This is a genomic window from Kitasatospora sp. NPDC057965 (assembly GCF_042887135.1).
In the GTDB taxonomy this organism is placed as follows: domain Bacteria; phylum Actinomycetota; class Actinomycetes; order Streptomycetales; family Streptomycetaceae; genus Kitasatospora.
The window spans coordinates 153,091-169,868 of sequence record NZ_JBHVPZ010000009.1; the positions used below are offsets into that span (position 1 = coordinate 153,091).

General features: G+C 73.3%; 14 protein-coding genes and 1 pseudogene. 6 read left to right on the plus strand and 9 right to left on the minus strand.

Going from position 1 to position 16,778, the window contains the following annotated elements; genetic code table 11:
* Nucleotides 1-26: 26 nt before the first annotated feature.
* The 3 genes and pseudogenes from ACFVVU_RS14185 to ACFVVU_RS14195 form a co-directional block, all read right to left on the minus strand.
* Nucleotides 27-521, minus strand: a pseudogene (locus ACFVVU_RS14185) (GNAT family N-acetyltransferase); the annotation flags it as partial.
* A 24-nt stretch (nt 522-545) separates the two neighbouring features.
* The gene (locus ACFVVU_RS14190; RefSeq protein WP_380682362.1) at nt 546-1,535 is read right to left on the minus strand and encodes an ABC transporter substrate-binding protein; all 990 of its coding nucleotides are present in this window, start codon (nt 1,533-1,535) and stop codon (nt 546-548) included.
* A 136-nt stretch (nt 1,536-1,671) separates the two neighbouring features.
* Nucleotides 1,672-2,448, minus strand: a complete 777-nt coding sequence (locus ACFVVU_RS14195; protein ID WP_387789981.1) for a MerR family transcriptional regulator — start codon at nt 2,446-2,448, stop codon at nt 1,672-1,674.
* Nucleotides 2,449-2,628: 180 nt separating this feature from the next.
* Here ACFVVU_RS14195 and ACFVVU_RS14200 point away from each other — a divergent pair, with 180 nt between their 5' ends.
* From ACFVVU_RS14200 to ACFVVU_RS14210, 3 genes are read left to right on the plus strand one after another with little or no spacing between them, the layout of a single operon-like run.
* The gene (locus ACFVVU_RS14200; protein WP_387789982.1) at nt 2,629-4,359 is read left to right on the plus strand and encodes a flavin-containing monooxygenase; all 1,731 of its coding nucleotides are present in this window, start codon (nt 2,629-2,631) and stop codon (nt 4,357-4,359) included.
* On the plus strand, nt 4,356-5,345 hold the full coding sequence (locus tag ACFVVU_RS14205; RefSeq protein WP_387789984.1) for an alpha/beta fold hydrolase: 990 nt from the start codon (nt 4,356-4,358) through the stop codon (nt 5,343-5,345). The genes ACFVVU_RS14200 and ACFVVU_RS14205 overlap by 4 nt, the downstream gene beginning before the upstream one ends.
* Nucleotides 5,342-6,235, plus strand: a complete 894-nt coding sequence (locus tag ACFVVU_RS14210; protein WP_387789986.1) for an SDR family oxidoreductase — start codon at nt 5,342-5,344, stop codon at nt 6,233-6,235. Before ACFVVU_RS14205 ends, ACFVVU_RS14210 begins: the two co-directional genes overlap by 4 nt.
* 140 nt (nt 6,236-6,375) lie before the next feature.
* Here the strand turns inward: ACFVVU_RS14210 and ACFVVU_RS14215 are convergent, their stop codons facing one another.
* The 4 genes from ACFVVU_RS14215 to ACFVVU_RS14230 form a co-directional block, all read right to left on the minus strand.
* Nucleotides 6,376-7,470 carry a serine hydrolase domain-containing protein gene (locus ACFVVU_RS14215; protein WP_387789988.1) on the minus strand — a complete coding sequence of 365 codons (1,095 nt, stop codon included), beginning with the start codon at nt 7,468-7,470 and terminating at the stop codon, nt 6,376-6,378.
* Nucleotides 7,471-8,448 (minus strand): DUF6895 family protein, encoded by a 978-nt coding sequence (locus tag ACFVVU_RS14220; RefSeq protein WP_380682355.1) that lies wholly within the window; start codon nt 8,446-8,448, stop codon nt 7,471-7,473. It lies immediately after the preceding gene.
* The gene (locus tag ACFVVU_RS14225; protein ID WP_387789990.1) at nt 8,445-9,341 is read right to left on the minus strand and encodes a hypothetical protein; all 897 of its coding nucleotides are present in this window, start codon (nt 9,339-9,341) and stop codon (nt 8,445-8,447) included. The genes ACFVVU_RS14220 and ACFVVU_RS14225 overlap by 4 nt, the downstream gene beginning before the upstream one ends.
* A 131-nt stretch (nt 9,342-9,472) precedes the next feature.
* Nucleotides 9,473-9,673, minus strand: a complete 201-nt coding sequence (locus tag ACFVVU_RS14230; RefSeq protein ID WP_355365744.1) for a hypothetical protein — start codon at nt 9,671-9,673, stop codon at nt 9,473-9,475.
* 185 nt (nt 9,674-9,858) lie between these two features.
* Between ACFVVU_RS14230 and ACFVVU_RS14235 the strand changes: the two genes are divergently transcribed.
* A complete protein-coding gene (locus ACFVVU_RS14235; protein ID WP_380682353.1) occupies nt 9,859-10,632 on the plus strand; it encodes an SDR family NAD(P)-dependent oxidoreductase in 774 nt (257 codons plus the stop codon).
* A gap of 279 nt (nt 10,633-10,911) precedes the next feature.
* Nucleotides 10,912-12,726 carry an ABC transporter ATP-binding protein gene (locus ACFVVU_RS14240; RefSeq protein WP_387789992.1) on the plus strand — a complete coding sequence of 605 codons (1,815 nt, stop codon included), beginning with the start codon at nt 10,912-10,914 and terminating at the stop codon, nt 12,724-12,726.
* A gap of 152 nt (nt 12,727-12,878) precedes the next feature.
* Here ACFVVU_RS14240 and ACFVVU_RS14245 read toward each other — a convergent pair whose 3' ends face one another.
* A complete protein-coding gene (locus ACFVVU_RS14245; RefSeq protein ID WP_380682351.1) occupies nt 12,879-13,547 on the minus strand; it encodes a lysophospholipid acyltransferase family protein in 669 nt (222 codons plus the stop codon).
* A gap of 215 nt (nt 13,548-13,762) precedes the next feature.
* On the opposite strand from ACFVVU_RS14245, the gene ACFVVU_RS14250 reads away from it, so the two are divergent.
* Complete coding sequence (locus ACFVVU_RS14250; protein ID WP_380682350.1) at nt 13,763-13,975, plus strand: EF-hand domain-containing protein; 213 nt, start codon at nt 13,763-13,765, stop codon at nt 13,973-13,975.
* A 145-nt stretch (nt 13,976-14,120) separates the two neighbouring features.
* Here the strand turns inward: ACFVVU_RS14250 and ACFVVU_RS14255 are convergent, their stop codons facing one another.
* A complete protein-coding gene (locus ACFVVU_RS14255) occupies nt 14,121-16,331 on the minus strand; it encodes a CDP-glycerol glycerophosphotransferase family protein (RefSeq protein ID WP_387789994.1) in 2,211 nt (736 codons plus the stop codon).
* Nucleotides 16,332-16,778: the final 447 nt, after the last annotated feature.

The window sequence follows — 16,778 nt, forward strand, 5'->3', positions numbered from 1 at the left end:
AGCATGCCGAACAGCAGCCGGTCGTAGCGGACGCCGGCCAGCAGCACGGCGGCCCGGCGGCGCCCCTCCTCGCGGAAGCCGAGACGGGTGAAGGCGCGGGCGGCACGGGCGTTGCCGCTCCAGGTGTCCAGCTCCAGCCGGTGCAGCGGGAAGGCGCCGAACAGGTGGTCCACCAGCAGGCCGAGGGCCTCGGAGCCGTAGCCGCGGTCCCAGAACCTCCGTTCACCGATGGCGATCCCGACCTCCGCGACGCCCTTGTACGGGTCGAGGCCCCGGTAGTCGACCAGACCGATCGGACGGCCGCCGGACGTCTCCTCGACGGTCAGCATGCAGGCCTCGCGCGGGTGGAGTCGCAGGATCCGGTCGAACCGGTCCGCCAGGGCTTCGGCGGTGATCGGGCCGAAGTTCGGATCCCCGGCCGCCGCCTGCCGGATCACCTCGGGGTCGTTGCGCCAACGGAGCTGGTGCTTCGCGTCCTCGGCGCGCAGGGCGCGCAGCCGCACTTTCTTTCCTTCGATCATGATCGGATGGTAGGTCCGGTCGCGTCAGGCGGCGAGGTCGTGATGGATCCGATCGAGGATCAGACCGGCTCCGGTGTAACCGATTCCGAGCATCCAGAGGTTGTCGTCGACCTGGAAGACCTTGCCGTTGCGGACCGCGTCGAGGCTCTTCCACAGCGTGCCGCCGACGATCTTCGCCTGGTCGGACTTGGCCGCGTCGCCGTAGACCGAGTAGAAGATGACGTCGGCGGCGGCCTGGTCGACCTGCTCGGGGCTGATCTCGATCGAGAAACCGGGCTTGTCCTGGTTGGCGGGGCGGCCGACGCCGAGGTCGGCGAGGATCGAGCCGACGAAGGTGTCGTTGAGGTACAGGCGGGTGGGCGCGCCGGCCAGGAAGCGGGCCACCTCGACCTTGAGGGCCACCGCCTTCTGCGGCCCACCGAGCGCGGTGACCACCTCGGCGAGCTTCGCCCGGTACGCCTGTTCGGCGGCAGCCGCCTCGCTCTGACGGCCGAGGGCCTCGGCGTGCAGCCGGACGTTCTCCTTCCAGGCGGGGCCGGTGGTCTTGCTCAGCACGGTCGGCGCGATCTTGGAGAGCTCGTCGTAGCGTTTGTCGTCGCGGACCTGGTTGCTGAGGATGACGTCCGGACGGAGGGCGGCGACGGCCTCCAGGTCGGGCGAGCCGATGGTGCCGACGGTCTTGATTCCGGCGAGGTGTTCGGCGGGGAGGTAGGCGGAGAGCGGCGCGCCGGCTGCGACGGTGGTGGCGCCGACCGGGGTGATGCCCAGGGAGACGGCGGAGTCCAGGGCGTCGGTGTCCAGGACGACGACCCGGCCGGCCCGCGCCGGGACGGTGCTCTCGCCGCGCGCGTGCCGTACGACGCGGCCGTCTGGGGCGTTCGCTCCGCCCGCCTTCGCCGGGCCGCCGGAGCCGCAGGCGGTGAGCGCGAGGCCGGAGGCCAGCCCGGCGGTCAGGGCGAGCAGTCGGCGGCGGGTCGGAGGTGCGGGCAGGGGGCGGTCGGCGGCATCGGGCATCGGGCGACTCCGTTCCGGTGGCAGACGGCGAGGCGTCCCATCCCTGCCCGGTGCCGCGGATCGCTACGCCTGCGGGCGGCCGCGGCGGCTGACGACTGACAGATGACAGCTGACAGATTTCGTCAGCTGCCAGCTGTCAGTCGTCCTCCCGGTGCTCCATGCGCTGGCGGAGCACCTCGTCGTACTCGGCGTGCACCCGGCGGTCCATCGCCAGGGCGAACTGGGCGTCGGTGACCGTCCGCGCGAGGGGTCGGATCCGCAGCACCTGCTCGGTCAGCCGGGCGGCCTCGCCGGGCGGCAGCGGGGTGTCGGCGGCCAGTGCGCCGAGCAGGTGGTCGCGCACCAGGGAGGTGAAGATCTCGGCGATCGCCGTCACGTGCTCCTGGGTCTGTCGGCTGGCCTCCAGCACCACCGAGAGCGGCACACCCTCCGCGACCAGCGCCGTGGTGGCGTCCATCAGCCGCCGACTGACGTGGGTGACCCCGTTCTCCTCGATCGTGACGAAGCCCTGGGCGACGGACTCGGCGGTGTTCTCCTCGGTGAGCTGGTCGCCGAGGGCCGCCTTCAGCTCGTCCCAGTCGAGGTGGACCGGCGTCTCGTCGGACCACGGCGCGACGATCGCCGCCTCCAGTCCGATCAGCTCGGCGACGTCCCGCCCGCTCTCGCCGGCGCCGATGAGCTCGGCGATGCCGCCGAGGGTGTGGCCGCGTTCCAGCAGTTCGGCGATCATCCGCAGCCGGGCCAGGTGGCCCTCGCCGTACCAGGCGATCCGTCCTTCCCTGCGGGGCGGCTGGAGCAGCTTCCGCTCGCGGTAGAAGCGCAGGGTGCGGGTGGTGATCCCGGCCGCCCGGGCCAGTTCCTCCACCCGGAACTCGCGGTGTCCGTCCTCGGCAGCAGCTTCGACCTTGTCCACGGCGCTCAGCATAGGACCGGCGATCGTCCGGTCGGGTCTGTCGGGCTTCTTCCATCAAGTGTCAACAAGGGCTAACCTGCCAATCGTGCCAGTGATTGCTGGCATGGTTGGCGTGACCCGCGCCCCGCCGAGCAGCGGTGACGCGCGCCCCACGGCCCCCACCCTCCAGGAGGACGCCGCATGGCATCCAGCAGCAAGCGCCCCCGCCCCCGCGCGTCCGACGCGGACCCCGACGCCGCCGCTGGCGCCGGTGCTGGCGCGGGTGCGACCGTGCCCGGCCAGGCCGCGTCCACCGAGGAGCAGGCCGCCACGGATCGGGCCGCCGGCGAACGGCCCACCGGCGAACGGCCTGCCGACGAACAGCCGGTTGACGAACAGCCCGTTGACGAGCAGCCCGTCCCGCACGTCCGGGTGGCCGTCATCGGCTCCGGTTTCGGCGGCCTCGGCGCGGGCGTCCGGCTGCGCCGCGCCGGCATCACCGACTTCGTCATCCTCGAGCGCGCCGACTCGGTCGGCGGTACCTGGCGGGACAACAGCTATCCCGGCTGCGCCTGCGACGTCCCCTCCCACCTCTACTCCTTCTCCTTCGCCCCCAACCCGGACTGGCCGCGCAGCTTCTCCGGCCAGCCGGACATCCGCGCCTACCTGGAGAAGGTCACCGACGTCTTCGGCATCCGCCCCCACCTGCGGCTCAACACCGAGGTGGTCGAGGCCCGTTGGGACGTCGATCGGACCCGCTGGCGGATCACCACCACGGCCGGCCGCTGGACCGCGGACGCGATCGTCGCCGCCGCCGGACCGCTCGCCGACCCGCAGATCCCCGGCCTGCCCGGCCTGGACTCCTTCCCCGGCGCGGTGTTCCACTCCTCCCGCTGGGACCACGACTTCGACCTCGCCGGAAAGCGCGTCGCGATGGTCGGCACCGGGGCCTCCGCCGCCCAGATCATCCCGGCGATCCAGCCGCGGGTGGGAAAGCTGACGGTCTTCCAACGCACTCCGGCCTGGGTCCTGCCGCGCCGCGACCGGACCATCACCGAGCTGGAGAAGTGGCTGCACGGCCGACTCCCGTTCACCGCCAAGGTCCGTCGTGGCGCGCTGTTCGCGCTGCGCGAGCTCCAGGTGGACGCCTTCGTCCGGCGGCCCGGTCTGCTCAAGCTGGTCCAGCGGCTCGCCGAGCGGCACATCGCGGACGGCGTCGCCGACCCGGCCCTGCGCGCCCGGCTCACCCCCGACTACCGGATCGGCTGCAAGCGCATCCTGCTCAGCAACACCTACTACCCGGCGCTCGCCGCCGCCAACACCGAGGTGGTGTCCGGCGGTCTGCGCGAGGTGCGCGGCTCGACCCTGGTCGCCGCCGACGGCAGCGAGCACGAGGCGGACGCGATCGTCTTCGGGACCGGCTTCCACGTCACCGACATGCCCCTGGGTTCCAGGGTGTTCGGGGTCAACGGCACCAGCTTCACCGAGGAGTGGAAGGAGGGCATGGAGGCGCTGCGCGGCTCCACCGTGCACGGCTTCCCGAACTTCTTCTTCGTCATCGGCCCCAACACCGGCCTCGGCAACAGCTCGATGATCCTGATGATCGAGTCCCAACTCAACTACATGATCGATGCGTTGACCACGCTCGACCGGATCGGCGCGAGCGCGATGCAGCCCACCGCCCGGGCGCAGCGCCGCTGGAACCTCGAACTCCAGCACCGGATGGACCGCACCGTCTGGACCACCGGCGGCTGCCGCAGCTGGTACCTGGACAGGAGCGGCAAGAACACCGTGCTCTGGCCGGGATCGACCACCTCGTTCCGCCGTGCCACCCGGAAGGTCGATCTCACCGAATACGAACTGACCCTCCGTCGGGAGAGTCGCCCGGGCCTGCCCGGGATCGCCGCCGAGGCCGGGGAGGTCCTGGTATGAGTCGCCCGCCGATTCCCGCCGACTTCCTGCATCCCGTGCCCGCGGAGGAGTTGGACGTCCGCTCGGCCGACGGGACCAGGCTGCACGTCGAGGTCCACGGACAGCCCGGCGCCCCGACGGTCGTGCTCGCGCACGGCTGGACCTGCTCGACGCGGTTCTGGGCGCCGGTGATCCACCGGCTCGCCGACCGGTACCGGGTGGTGGCCTACGACCAGCGCGGTCACGGGCTCAGCGAGATCCCGCCGAGCCGGGTGCGCTACTCCACCCGCGCACTGGCCGAGGACCTCGCGGCGGTGCTCACCCGGGTCGTCCCGCAGGGTGAGCGGGCCGTGCTGGCCGGGCACAGCATGGGCGGCATGACCGTCATGGCGGGCGCCGCCCGGCCCGAGGTCGCCGAGCGCACGGCGGCGGCCGTTCTGGTCTCCACCGGACCGTCCGACCTGGTCGAGGAGTTGCGCGTGGTCCCGGGGGCGGTGCGTCCGCCGGGGGTGCGGCGTTTCCTGCACCGGCGGATCCTGCGCTCCCGGCTGCCGCTCGGCCCGGTCGGTCCGGTCACCCGGGCCGCGCTGGGGTACGCGATCACGGGGAGGGGCGTGCCCGCCGCCCAGGTCGAGGCGGCGGTCCGGATCGTGCACGCCTGTCCGGCCGGCGTCCGGGCCAACTGGGCCCAGGTGCTGGACCGGTTGGACGTCCGCGCGGGGCTGGCCCGGCTCGCCGCGCCGACGTCCGTCGTGGTCGGCGCCGAGGACCGGCTCACGCCGCCGGTGCACGCGCACCGGATGGTCGCCGCGCTGGCGGACCCCCAGGGGCTGCTCCTGCTGCCCGGGGTCGGCCACATGGCGCCGATCGAGCGGCCGGCCGAGATCGCGGCCGAGATCGACCGGATGGCGACCGCCTACCTACCGGGCGTCCGCGCCGCCGCGCCCGCGACGGCCACCGCCGGCGCCACGACCGATACCGACCCCGAGAGGACCGCCGTCGCATGACCGCCGCCCCGCCGCTCTCCGCCCAGGTCGTCGTCGTCACCGGAGCCGCGCGCGGCGTCGGCGCCTCGCTGGCCCGTGCCCTCGCCCGCCGCGGTGCCAAGGTCGCGCTGCTCGGCCTGGAGCCGGAGGAGCTCAAGGCCGTGGCCGCCCAGTGCGGCCCGGACGCCACCGCCTGGGAGGTCGACGTCACCGACGTCGAGGTGCTCACCGAACTCGCCGGGCGGATCAAGGAGCACTACGGCCGGATCGACACCGTCGTCGCCAACGCGGGCATCGCGATCGGCGGCCCGCTGCTGCAGAACGACCACCGGGCGTTCAGCCGGGTGATCGAGGTCAACCTGCTCGGCAGTGTGGCGACCGCCCGTGCCTTCCTCCCGGTGCTCGCCGAGAGTCGTGGCTATCTGCTGCAGATCGCCTCGCTGGCCGCGCTCATCCCGGCGCCGCTGATGAGCGCGTACTGCGCGAGCAAGTCGGGGGTCGAGGCCTTCGCCCACGCGATCCGCGCCGAGGTCGCCCATGAGGGTGTCAAGGTGGGTGTGGGTTACCTGAGTTGGACCGACACCGACATGGTGCGCGGGGCCGACGAGGACACCGTGCTCAAGCAGATGCGCTCGCGACTGCCGTGGCCGGCGAACAAGACGTATCCGCTGGAGCCGGCGGTGGACCGCCTGGTCGCCGGGATCGCCCGGCGCTCCGCCCACGTCTACGCCCAGGCCTGGCTGCGCGGCATACAGCCGGTCCGCTGGGTCCTGCCGTCGCTGATCGCGGTGGTCGGCTCCCGCGACGTGGCCCGCCTCGCGCCCCAGCTCGCCGCCACCGCCGCCACCCGCCTGCGCGCCGTCGGCGCCGGCGGTGCCGCCGACACAGCCGCCCGCGCCGAGCGGCGGTGACGGGCGAGGCTGACGGGCGGGACTGACGGGCGGCGGCTGACAACTGACAGCTGACAGATATCAGCTAACAGATGACAGCTGACAGATTTCAATATCTGTCAGCTGTCATCTGTCAGTCTCCCCCGCCTCACCCTCCGCCTTCACCCCTCGTCCGCCGGCCGGGCGAACTGCTTGAAGACGTCGTAGGCCGCCTGCGCGAAGTTGTCCCGCCGGCTCGGGCCGGCGTTGCAGAGGGCGGCGACGGCGGTGGCGGTCTGCGGGCAGAACGCGATGAGCGTGGTGCAGCCGCGGGTGCCGCCGGAGTGGAAGAAGAGGTCCCGGCCGTCCGGGGTGCGCCGGAGGTTCCAGACCAGGCAGAGCTGGTCGCCCGAGCGCGGCAGTCTCAGCCGCGGCCGCTGCACCTCCCGCAGGGCTTGCCCCAACGCGCCCGCGCCCGCCGGCCCGCCCTCGCCCGGCCGCAGGTGCGCGCGCAGATACCGCAGCAGGTCGGCGCCGCTGGCCCGGACGGCGCCCGCGCCCGGGAGGCCGGGGATGCGCCACGGCGGCAGCGGACGCCCGTGCCGGTGGCCGATCGCCCGGTGCGGCGAGTCGGGCGAGCAGGTGGTGGCCCACAGCCCGAGCGGGCGGCAGATCCGGTCGGCGAGCAGTTCCGTGTAGCCGGCGCCGCGTCCCGCCTCGGTGAGCAGCCGCCCGAGCAGCCCGACCCCGAAGTTGGAGTAGCCGAACCGTTCGCCCGGCCGGTGCCGCACGGTGGTCCGGGCGAGGCCCGCCCGCAGTCGCCGGTCGCCGTACGCGGCGTACGGATTGCTGTTCCAGGCCGCGACGGCGCTGGTCATCAGTCCCGGCGGCAGCCTCGGCAGGCCGGAGGTGTGGGTGGCCAGGTGGAGCAGCCGGATCGGCCCGCCGTGCCGGACGTCGGCGGGCCGCCAGTCGGCCGGGAGGTGCCGCTCCACCGGGTCGTCGAGGGCGAGTTCGCCCCCCGCGGCCAGCTCGGCGAGCAGCAGGGCGGTGAACGTCTTGGTGATCGAGCCCAGTTCGAAGACGGTGTCGGGCGTGCAGGGCTCGCCGACGCCGTGGTCCACCCGTCCCGCGCACCGCACCGCCCGACGCTCGCCCTGTGCCACGGCGAGCGTCACGGCGCTGGATCCCGGTCCGGCGGCGCGGACGAGTTCGGCCAACTCCCGCTCGCCCCAAGGATCGTCCTGCTCCGGTGCGGCGCCGCCGAGGGGAGCCACCTAGCTCTCCGGCGGCGCTCCGACCGCCACCGCCGGCGCGCCCGCCGAGGCCCCGGTCGTGCCGCCGAGAGCGCGGGCCAGGGTGGTGGTGGCGGCGACCACGGCGACCACGGCGGTGTGCCCGTGGTCGGTGAGCAGCTGGGTCGGATCCCCCTCCGTCGCCGTGTTGGCGTCCTTGGGCAGGAGCCCGTCGGGCAGTTGGGCGGCGGCCAGCGCGGCCCAGCCGGTCGTGCCCTGGTCGAGCTCGCCGATGCAGGCGGCGACGATGAGCAGTTCGCCCACGAGGTCCCAGTGGCCGACCTCCTGCCAGACGTCGAGCCAGGCCGGCAGCCAGTCGCGCAGGTAGTCGCGGATGTGCGCGGGCAGGCAGTCGGGGCGGGCGCCCCAGTCGGTGAGGTGGAAGACGGAGTGGGTGACGTAGTAGGCGGTGAGCCAGTCGATGATCCACGGTTCGGGCGTGGCGCCCAGCCAGGTGGCGGCGGCCAGTTCGTTCCAGTCCTCCAGCTGGTCCAGGCCGATCACGCGCCGAGCGTTGGCCGAGGCCAGGCGGCGGCTGGGAAGCTGCTCGGCGGCCCGGACGGAGTGCAGCCGGTTCAGCGTCGCCAGCTGGTCCTCCAGGGCCGGGTGGCGGAAGCCGGCCCGCGCGAAGTGGACGTAGACCTCCAGCGGGTCGGTCATCAGCGGGTAGCGCAGCTGCCGGTCGTACAGCAGGTCCCCCTCGCGCAGTTCGGCCCAGGCGAGGTCGATGACCTGGCGGGCGATCCGCGTGTCGTCGGCGCCGGCGACCCCCTCGCGCAGCAGCAGGCCGGTGGCCAGGGCGACTTCGCCGAGGGGCTTGTAGATCTCGTTGGGGTTGGCGAGGTCGGTGGTGACGTCCTCCTGGAAGCCGCCGAGGCCGCTCTCGTAGTAGGAGTGCAGCCAGCGCAGCGATTTCGATCCGACCTGCTGGGCGATGGCGATGATCTGACTGTCCGTCATGCTGCCGCTCCGTCCGGGGAGTCGCCGGAATGTCCGCCGGCATGTCCGCCGGAGTTCCCGCCTGTGCGCCCGCCGGAAGGTTCGCCGGCGCTCGACAGCTGCTCGGTGATGGCGAGTTCGAGCCACATCCGGGTGCTGCCGTCGCCGACCGCGCGGATCCGGTCCAGGACGGGGCCGAGTTCCAGGTGCGCCTGGCCGCCGTCCGCCTCGTTCCAGGCCAGCCAGCGGGCGAGCCGGGCGGCGGTGCGGTAGTCGCGGCGGAGCATGGAGCGGGTGACGCCGCGCGCCAGCGTCAGCGAGTGGCGGCGGGCCAGTTCGTGCACGGGGCCGTCGAGCCGGGGGAGGGCGAGGGCGGAGAGCCGGGCCATGTCCACGGACCACCGCGGCCAGTCGCGCGGGGTCGGCTCCTGAGGGCGGACCGGGTCGGGGCCCAGGGCCGGGACGGGGCGGCCCGCCAGTGCGACGAGCTGCGCGGTGGCCCGGTCCCGCCAGGCGTTGGCGAGCGCGGCGCCCGTCGTGGCAGGGCCCGCGGCGGTGGCGGTGATACCGGGGGCGCCGGGTGCGGGGGAGGCCTCGCTCATCGGGAAGGTGCCGAGGGCCTCGGCCGCGGCGTCGGCGGTCGGTCCGTCGAGGCGCTGGCCGGCGAGCAGCTGGGCGGCGAAGAGGTCGGGCCCCAGGACTCGCACCGCGGCCAACTCGGCCCGGGAGAGGGGGCCTTCGGCGGGGAGGGGGCCCTCGGGCGTCGCGTGGGCGAGCCGGGCGGCGTCCGGGGCGGACCGGCGGGTGGGCGCGGCCGGGTCCCCGGCGCCCCGGAGGGCGTCGAGGACCCGGCCCGCCACTCGCTCGACGGCCGCCGCGTACTCGTCGCGGAGTGTGGTGTCGGCGAACGGCATGGAGTGGGATTCTCCTGTCTGGAGCGTGCTCAGGACCTTCGGGAACCGATCGGTGGCCCGGTCGGTTCGAGATCTCGGCCGGGCCGTCGGCCCGGCCGAGATCTCGACCGGGTCGACCGGATCCAGGGGGTCTACCGGGTCTTCTCCTTGGGCTGCTTCTGCGGCGAGAGCAGGAGGAGTCCGAGCAGCAGGAGCAGGCCTGCGGCTTCGGGCTGGTACGTGGGCGCGTCGCTGACGGCCGCCTCGTCCTCCGTGATCAACGTACCGAGGGTGTCGATCTCGGCCTGGGTGGCGAGCGGAGCCCGCGTGGTACGGGTGGTCTGAGCAAGCATCTGCGTGCCTCCTCATCGAAGTTCCACCGCCTGGTCCGGCGATGCCCCCTCGACCGACGATACGAGCACGAACCGAACGGCGCCACCCCTGCACGCTCCGTCACCACCGTCACGAAGCGCCACCACCCACGGCGCAGCGGCCCCACGGGCTGTCGCGGGTACTCGGGAGTAGGTACGGTCGCTGCATGACCACTGCCTTGATCACCGGCGCGACCGCCGGCATCGGAGCCGCGTTCGCCCGCCGGCTCGCGCGGAGCGGCTACCGGCTCGTCCTGGTGGCCCGGGACACCGAACGGCTGGAACGTTCCGCCGAGGAGCTGCGGGGGAGGTTCGGCGTGGAGGTGGAGGTGCTCGGCGCCGACCTTGCCACCGACGAGGGCATCGCGGCCGTCGAGGCCCGACTGTCCGGGGTCGCCCGGCCGGTGGACCTGCTGGTGAACAATGCCGGCTTCGGGAACCGGGGCGCGTTCTCCACCGTGCCGCTGCAGGACGAGCTGGACATGCTGAAGGTGCACATCGAGGCGGTGCTGCGGCTGACCACGGCCGCCCTGCCGGGGATGCGCGAGCGCGGTCGCGGCGCGGTCGTCAACGTGGCCTCGGTGGCGGCCTTCCTGCCGCGCGGCACCTACGGCGCGAGCAAGGCCTGGGTGGTGAGCTTCACCCAGGGCGTGATGCGCGACCTCGGCGGCACCGGGGTGCGGATGATGGCGCTCTGCCCGGGCTTCACCCGCACCGAGTTCCACCAGCGGGCCGGCATGGGGACGGACAACATCCCGGCCTGGGGGTGGCTGTCGGCCGAGCGCGTGGTGGACGAGGCGATGCGCGATCTGGCCCGGGGCCGTTCGGTCTCGGTGCCGAGCAAGCGCTACAAGCTGGCGGTGGCGATCGCCCGGGTGCTGCCGTCCGGAAAGCTCGGCGGCGTCTCCTCCAAGGCGGCGCGCACGTACCGCACCAACTGACCCGCCCGAGGGCACATACCCGCCGTACCGGCCACGGCGCGGCGGGTGCGCGGCGTTGTGCGGTGCGTGGCGTTGTGTGGTGTGTGGCGCTGTGCGGGGCGGCGTTGCGTGGGGCGGTCGGGCGTCCCGACCGCCCAACGCAGAGGGCATCTCACTATTAGCTTTGCTAACTATGAGCCTTTCTCGTTATGCTGGCGGCCGCCCGACCGCCCACCCCGCCGTCGGCGCGCGCCCCCGGGCGCCGCGCCCGTTCGGCCGTCCGAGGGAGGCTGCCCGCCCGTGCGCCCCGAAGGCATCCAGTGGACCCCGCCCGACCGCGCCGAGGACGACCCGCGCCCGCCGACCCAGTGGCGCCGCATCCTCGCGCTCTTCCGCCCCTACTCCGGCCGCCTGACCGTCGTCGGCCTGCTGGTCGCCGCCTCCGCCGTGGTCTCGGTGACCACGCCCTTCCTGCTGCGCGCCGTCCTCGACACCGCCATCCCGCAGGGCCGCACCGGGCTGCTGACCGCCCTGGTGCTGGGCATGGTCGCCGCCGCCGTGGTCAACAGCATCTTCAGCGTGCTGCAGACGCTGATCTCCACCACCGTGGGCCAGCGGGTCATGCACGACCTGCGCACCGCCGTCTACGGCCACCTCCAGCGGATGTCGCTGGCGTTCTTCACCCGCACCCGCACCGGCGAGGTGCAGTCCCGGATCGCCAACGACATCGGCGGCATGCAGTCCACGGTGACCTCCACCGCCACCTCCCTGGTCTCCAACTTCACCGCCGTGATCGCCTCGGTGGTCGCCATGGTGGCGCTGGACTGGCGGCTGACCGTGGTCTCGTTGCTGCTCCTTCCGCTGTTCGTCTGGATCAGCCGCCGGGTCGGCAACGAACGCAAGAAGATCACCGGTGAGCGGCAGAAGCAGCTCGCCGCGATGAGCTCGGCGGTCCAGGAGTCGCTCTCGGTCAGCGGCATCCTGCTCGGCCGCACGATGGGCCGCTCCGACTCGCTGTCGCGGGAGTTCACCGGCCAGTCCGACCGGCTGGCCGAGCTGGAGGTGCGTGCCTCGATGGCCGGCCGCTGGCGGATGAACACCATCCAGATCGTGATGGCCGCGATGCCCGCGGTGATCTACTGGGCGGCCGGCATGACGGCGGCCGGCGGCGCCCCGATCGTCTCGGTCGGCACCCTGGTCGCCTTCGTCTCGCTGCAGCAGGGCCTGTTCCGCCCGACCGTCAGCCTGCTCGCCACCGGCGTCCAGGTGCAGACCTCGCTCGCGCTCTTCCAGCGGATCTTCGAGTACCTCGACCTGACCGTGGAGATCGACGAGCCCGAGCACCCCGTCACCCTGGACACCGTCCGCGGCGAGGTCCGCTTCGAGGGCGTCGACTTCCGCTACGACCCGGAGCAGGAACGGCCCACCCTGGCCGGGGTGGACCTGCGGATCCCGGCCGGCGGCTCGCTCGCGGTGGTCGGCGGGACCGGCTCGGGGAAGACCACGCTCAGCTACCTGGTGCCCCGGCTCTACGACGTCACCGGCGGCCGGGTCACCATCGACGGCGTCGACGTCCGCGAGCTGTCCTTCGACACGCTCGCCCGAGCGGTCGGCGTGGTCTCCCAGGAGACCTACCTCTTCCACGCCTCGGTCGCCGACAACCTGCGCTTCGCCAAGCCGGACGCCACCGACGGCGAACTCGTCGCCGCCGCCCGGGCCGCGCGGATCCACGACACCGTCGCCGCCCTGCCGGACGGCTACGACACCCTGGTCGGCGAGCGCGGCTACCGCTTCTCGGGAGGGGAGAAGCAGCGCCTCGCGCTCGCCCGCACCATCCTGCGCAACCCGCCGGTGCTGATCCTCGACGAGGCCACCAGCGCGCTGGACAACAGCACCGAACGCGCCGTCCAGGAGGCCATCGACACCCTCGCGGTCGGACGCACCACCATCACCATCGCGCACCGGCTCTCCACCGTGCGCGCGGCCGACCAGATCGCCGTCCTGGAGCATGGCGAGGTCGCCGAACTCGGTACCCACGAGGAGCTGCTGGCGGCGGACGGCCGCTACGCCGCGTTGCTCCGGCGGGAGTCCCCGGCCGTGGCCGTCGCGCCCTGACCCGGGCGGACGGCCGCTCCGCCGCTCCCGCCGCCGGATTGCCGCGGACCGCTCGGCGTCGACCGCTCGGCGCCGTCCGCTCGGCGCCGTCCGCTCGGCGCCGTCCGCTCGCCGCCGACCGCTCGGCGCCGCTCGGTTGCCGTCGCTCGAGGTCAGGCGGCCTTGGGGACCTCGTTGTACGTCTCCACGACCTCCTGGCCGGAGAGCCGCTGGATCGCCGCCATCACCTCGTCGGTGACCTGGCGGCGGGCCTTGAGCGAACGGGCCTGGCCGTGCAGCTCGTCGAAGTGCAGCGGCTCGCCGAAACGGACCGTCACCTTCTTGAGCCGCGGCACCCGCTTGCCGACCGGCAGGATCCCCTCCGGGCCCTCCAGCGCCACCGGCACCACCGGGACACCGGCGGTCAGTGCCAGCCAGGCCACGCCGGTCTTGCCGCGGTAGAGCCGGCCGTCCAGCGAGCGGGTGCCCTCCGGGTAGATACCGAAGGCCTTGCCGTCCTCCAGGATCTCCAGCGCCCGCTCCAGCGAGGCCTGCGCCGAGCGGTAGGTGCCGCGCTCGACCGGCACCGCGCCGATGCCCTGGAAGAAGCCGCGGGACAGCGCGCCCTTGAGTCCGGTGCCGGTGAAGTACTCGGCCTTGGCCAGGAAGTGCACCCGGCGCGGCGCCGTGAGCGGGATCACCACGCTGTCGATGAACGAGAGGTGATTGCTGGCCAGGATGACGCCGCCCTTGCGCGGCACGTTCTCGATGCCCTCGATGGTGGGCCGCCAGATCCCCCGGGCGAGCGGTTTCAGTACCAGCCTGGTGACGAGATCGAGCATGGTCCCTCCCTGGACGAGCATGCCCGAGAGGTGCCCGGGCCTGGGGTTGCAACGAGCGGCGTGCGCCGGCCCGGCCGGGCCGGGATCAGAACCGCAGACTACGACACCCACCCCGGCGGCCGTCCACTCCCGGCGGCCGTGGCGCTCACCACGGCCGGGTAGGGTACGGCCGTCGGAAATACACATCAGCAGCTGATCACCCCAGGGAGGGACCCATGGCAGACGTCGACGACATCCGCGCGGCGTTCGACAAGTACGACGTGAACGGCGACGGCCGGATCACCGCCACCGAGTACGCGCTGGTCGCGCGCGAGCTCGGCGACCTGACCACCTCGATCGCCGTGGCGGAGGCCGTCATCAAGACGATGGACACCAACCACGACGGCGAGCTGACCTTCGAGGAGTTCCTGGCCGCGCGCCAGGGCTGACGCGGCTCCGCACGGGTCCGGAGGGTCCGGGACGGCGCTGAAACGGATCCGGACGGTTGCGAAGAGGTTCCGAATCGGATCCGGACGGTTGCGAACGGGCCCCGGGGAACTCCCCGGGGCCCCGTCGCCGCGTCGCCGCGTGCGCTCAGCCGATGGTCGGGAACACCCGGCGGACCACCCGCTCCGCCGCCCCGCCGTCGTCCCACGGGCAGAACCGCTCGCGGAACTCCGCCCGCGCCGCCGGCTCCGGGTCCCCGGCCAGCAGCGCCGCCACCAGTCCCCGCGGATCCGTCGTCAGCGCGCCCGGCGGCTGCTCGAACAGGTCGAAGTAGACGCCCCGGTCCCGCTTGTACTCCTCCCAGTCCGGCGCGAAGATCACGATCGGCCGGTCCAGCACGGCGTAGTCGAACATCATCGACGAGTAGTCCGTGACCAGCACGTCCGCCGCCAGGTAGAGGTCCTCCACGGTCGGGTGCGCCGACACGTCCAGGATCCGCGCCGCGCCCTCCTGCTCCGTCAGGTCGCCCGCGCCGCCGGTGTGGAAGTAGTGGGTGCGCACCAGCAGCGTGAACTCCGGTCCCAGCTGCCGGGCCAGCTCCCGCACGTCCAGCAGCGGGACGTACCCGCCGCGCGCCTCCCGGTGGGTGGGGGCGTACAGCACGGCGGTGCTCCCGGGTGCCAGCCCGAACCGCTCGCGCATCGCCGCGGTCGCCTCCGGCGTCGCGGTGGCCAGGCGGTCGTTGCGCGGGTAGCCGGTGTCCAGCATCTCGTAGCGGCCGGGGAAGGCGCGGGCGAAGTGCTCGCTGGTGTGCGGGTTGGAGGAGACCAGGAAGTCCCAGCGGTCGACGGCCTCCTGGAGCCGGTCGAAGTCCATGCCGTCGGCGGCCACCGGGTGGTCCCTGAGGTCCATGCCCATCGCCTTGAGCGGTGTGCCGTGCTGGGTCTGGACGTGCACCGTGCCGGGGCGCTTCGCCATCGTGCGCGGGAAGTTGACGTTGTTCACGAAGTACTTGGCCGTGGCCATCGTCTTCAGGTAGGCCGGGGTGTTGACGATGACGTACGGCACCCCGTCCGGCAGCGTCGCCGCCTGGGCGCGGTTCTCCACCACCCAGACCCCGCGGATCTCCGGCGCCAGTTCCTTCGCCTTCTCGTAGATCGCGGCCGGGCTGCACGCGTAACCCCGGTGCCAGTACGCGGCGTACACCGCGAGACGGGGGTTGAGCGGTATCCGGCGGAAGGCGTTGTACGCGGTGAACCGGGCGCTGCCGCGCACCCCCTTCTTCAGGGCCGGCGCCACCGCCCGGGCCCCGCGCTTGAGTTCGCGCGGCAGCCGTCCGGTACGGCGCAGTTCCGCGTACGCGCGCCGGGCACCGCGCGCCGCGAGCCGGTACTGCACCCCGCGCACGCCCCCGGGGAAGCGGTAGCCCGCCGGACGGTGCCGGGCGAAGTGCTCGGCGATCCGGCGGAAGAACTCGGGCCGCAGCCCGACCGGGACCAGCCCCGCGCTGTCGTAGACCGTGAGTGCCTGCTGCACGGTCCGCTCGAAGACCAGCGTGCGCAGCGCCTCCGGGACGGGCCGGCCGGGGCGGTCGGGCCGGTCCAGGAACGCGAAGATCGCGTCGTACTGGGCGAAGGCGTCGGCGTGCTTGGCGGAGGCGGTGCTGGTGATCGCCCCGGCCCGGCCGCGCCGGTAGAAGTAGCAGGGGCGGTCGAGGTAACGCAGCCGCTCGGCGGCGAGCAGCGCGGGGTAGGTGACGGAGATGTCCTCGTAGTAGCCGCGGCCGAAGGAGACGCCGAGGCCGAGAAGGAACTCCCGGCGGAACACCTTGTTCCAGACCGCCATCACGGTCCTGAACAGCGCCGGGTGCTCGGCCAGCGTGCACCCCGCGACGAGCGGGGAGCCGGTCAGCACGTGCCGCCAGGGGTTGGGCTCGGTGTCGCCGTCGGGGTAGACGTGGCTGAAGTCGGTCAGCAGCACGTCGGCGGGAGCCTCGCCGCGCTCGGCGCGCCCGGTCTCCGCGGTGAGCTCGTCGAGCAGGGCGGTCACCGTTCCCTCGGGCACCCAGTCGTCGCTGTCGACGAACCAGACGTAGGTGCCCCGGGTCTCGGGGAGGGCGGCGGTCCGGGCGCCGCCGAGGCCCTGGTTCTCGGCGAGGTGGAGGACGCGCAGGCGCGGATCGCGGGCCGCGTACTCGTCCAGGATCGCGCCGCAGCGGTCGGGGGAGCGGTCGTCGACCGCGATCACCTCGAAGCGGGACTCGCTGGAGGGGGTGTCCGCCAGGAGGGAGTCGAGGCAGCGGCGCAGGAAGCGCTCCACCCCGTGGACCGGGAGCACGATGCTGAGGAGGACTGGCACGCTGGCCGAGTCTACCGAGGTGGCGCAAGGGCGGAATGCGCAGGTCCGCGACACAGGGACCGCCGGTGCCGGGCCCCGTACGGGGTGGCACCGGCAGCCTGGTGGCGGCCCGGCCGACCCTCTACGGCCGGCCGCCGGTCCGGGCACCGCCCGAGCCTGGCCGCCGCAGCGTCGAGGCGGCCTGGCAGTAGGCACGGGGGAGCCGGAATCTTCATCAGTCGAACACGGTGGTGGGCGCGGCTCGCGCCCGCGCGACCGGTTCGGCTGTCGCTTGGAGCCGGTACAGATATTGCTTGGAGACGGCCCCTGCGTCAATCCCTCATCTGTGTTCACTTCCTAAACAGATAGTCCTACCGTGCGGAAGGGGAGTCGTTGTGTCGGACGGTCGCCGGGCGGGTGCGGAGGGCGAGGGTCGGGTGGTGGAGTGCGCCCGGCGTGCACCTTCGT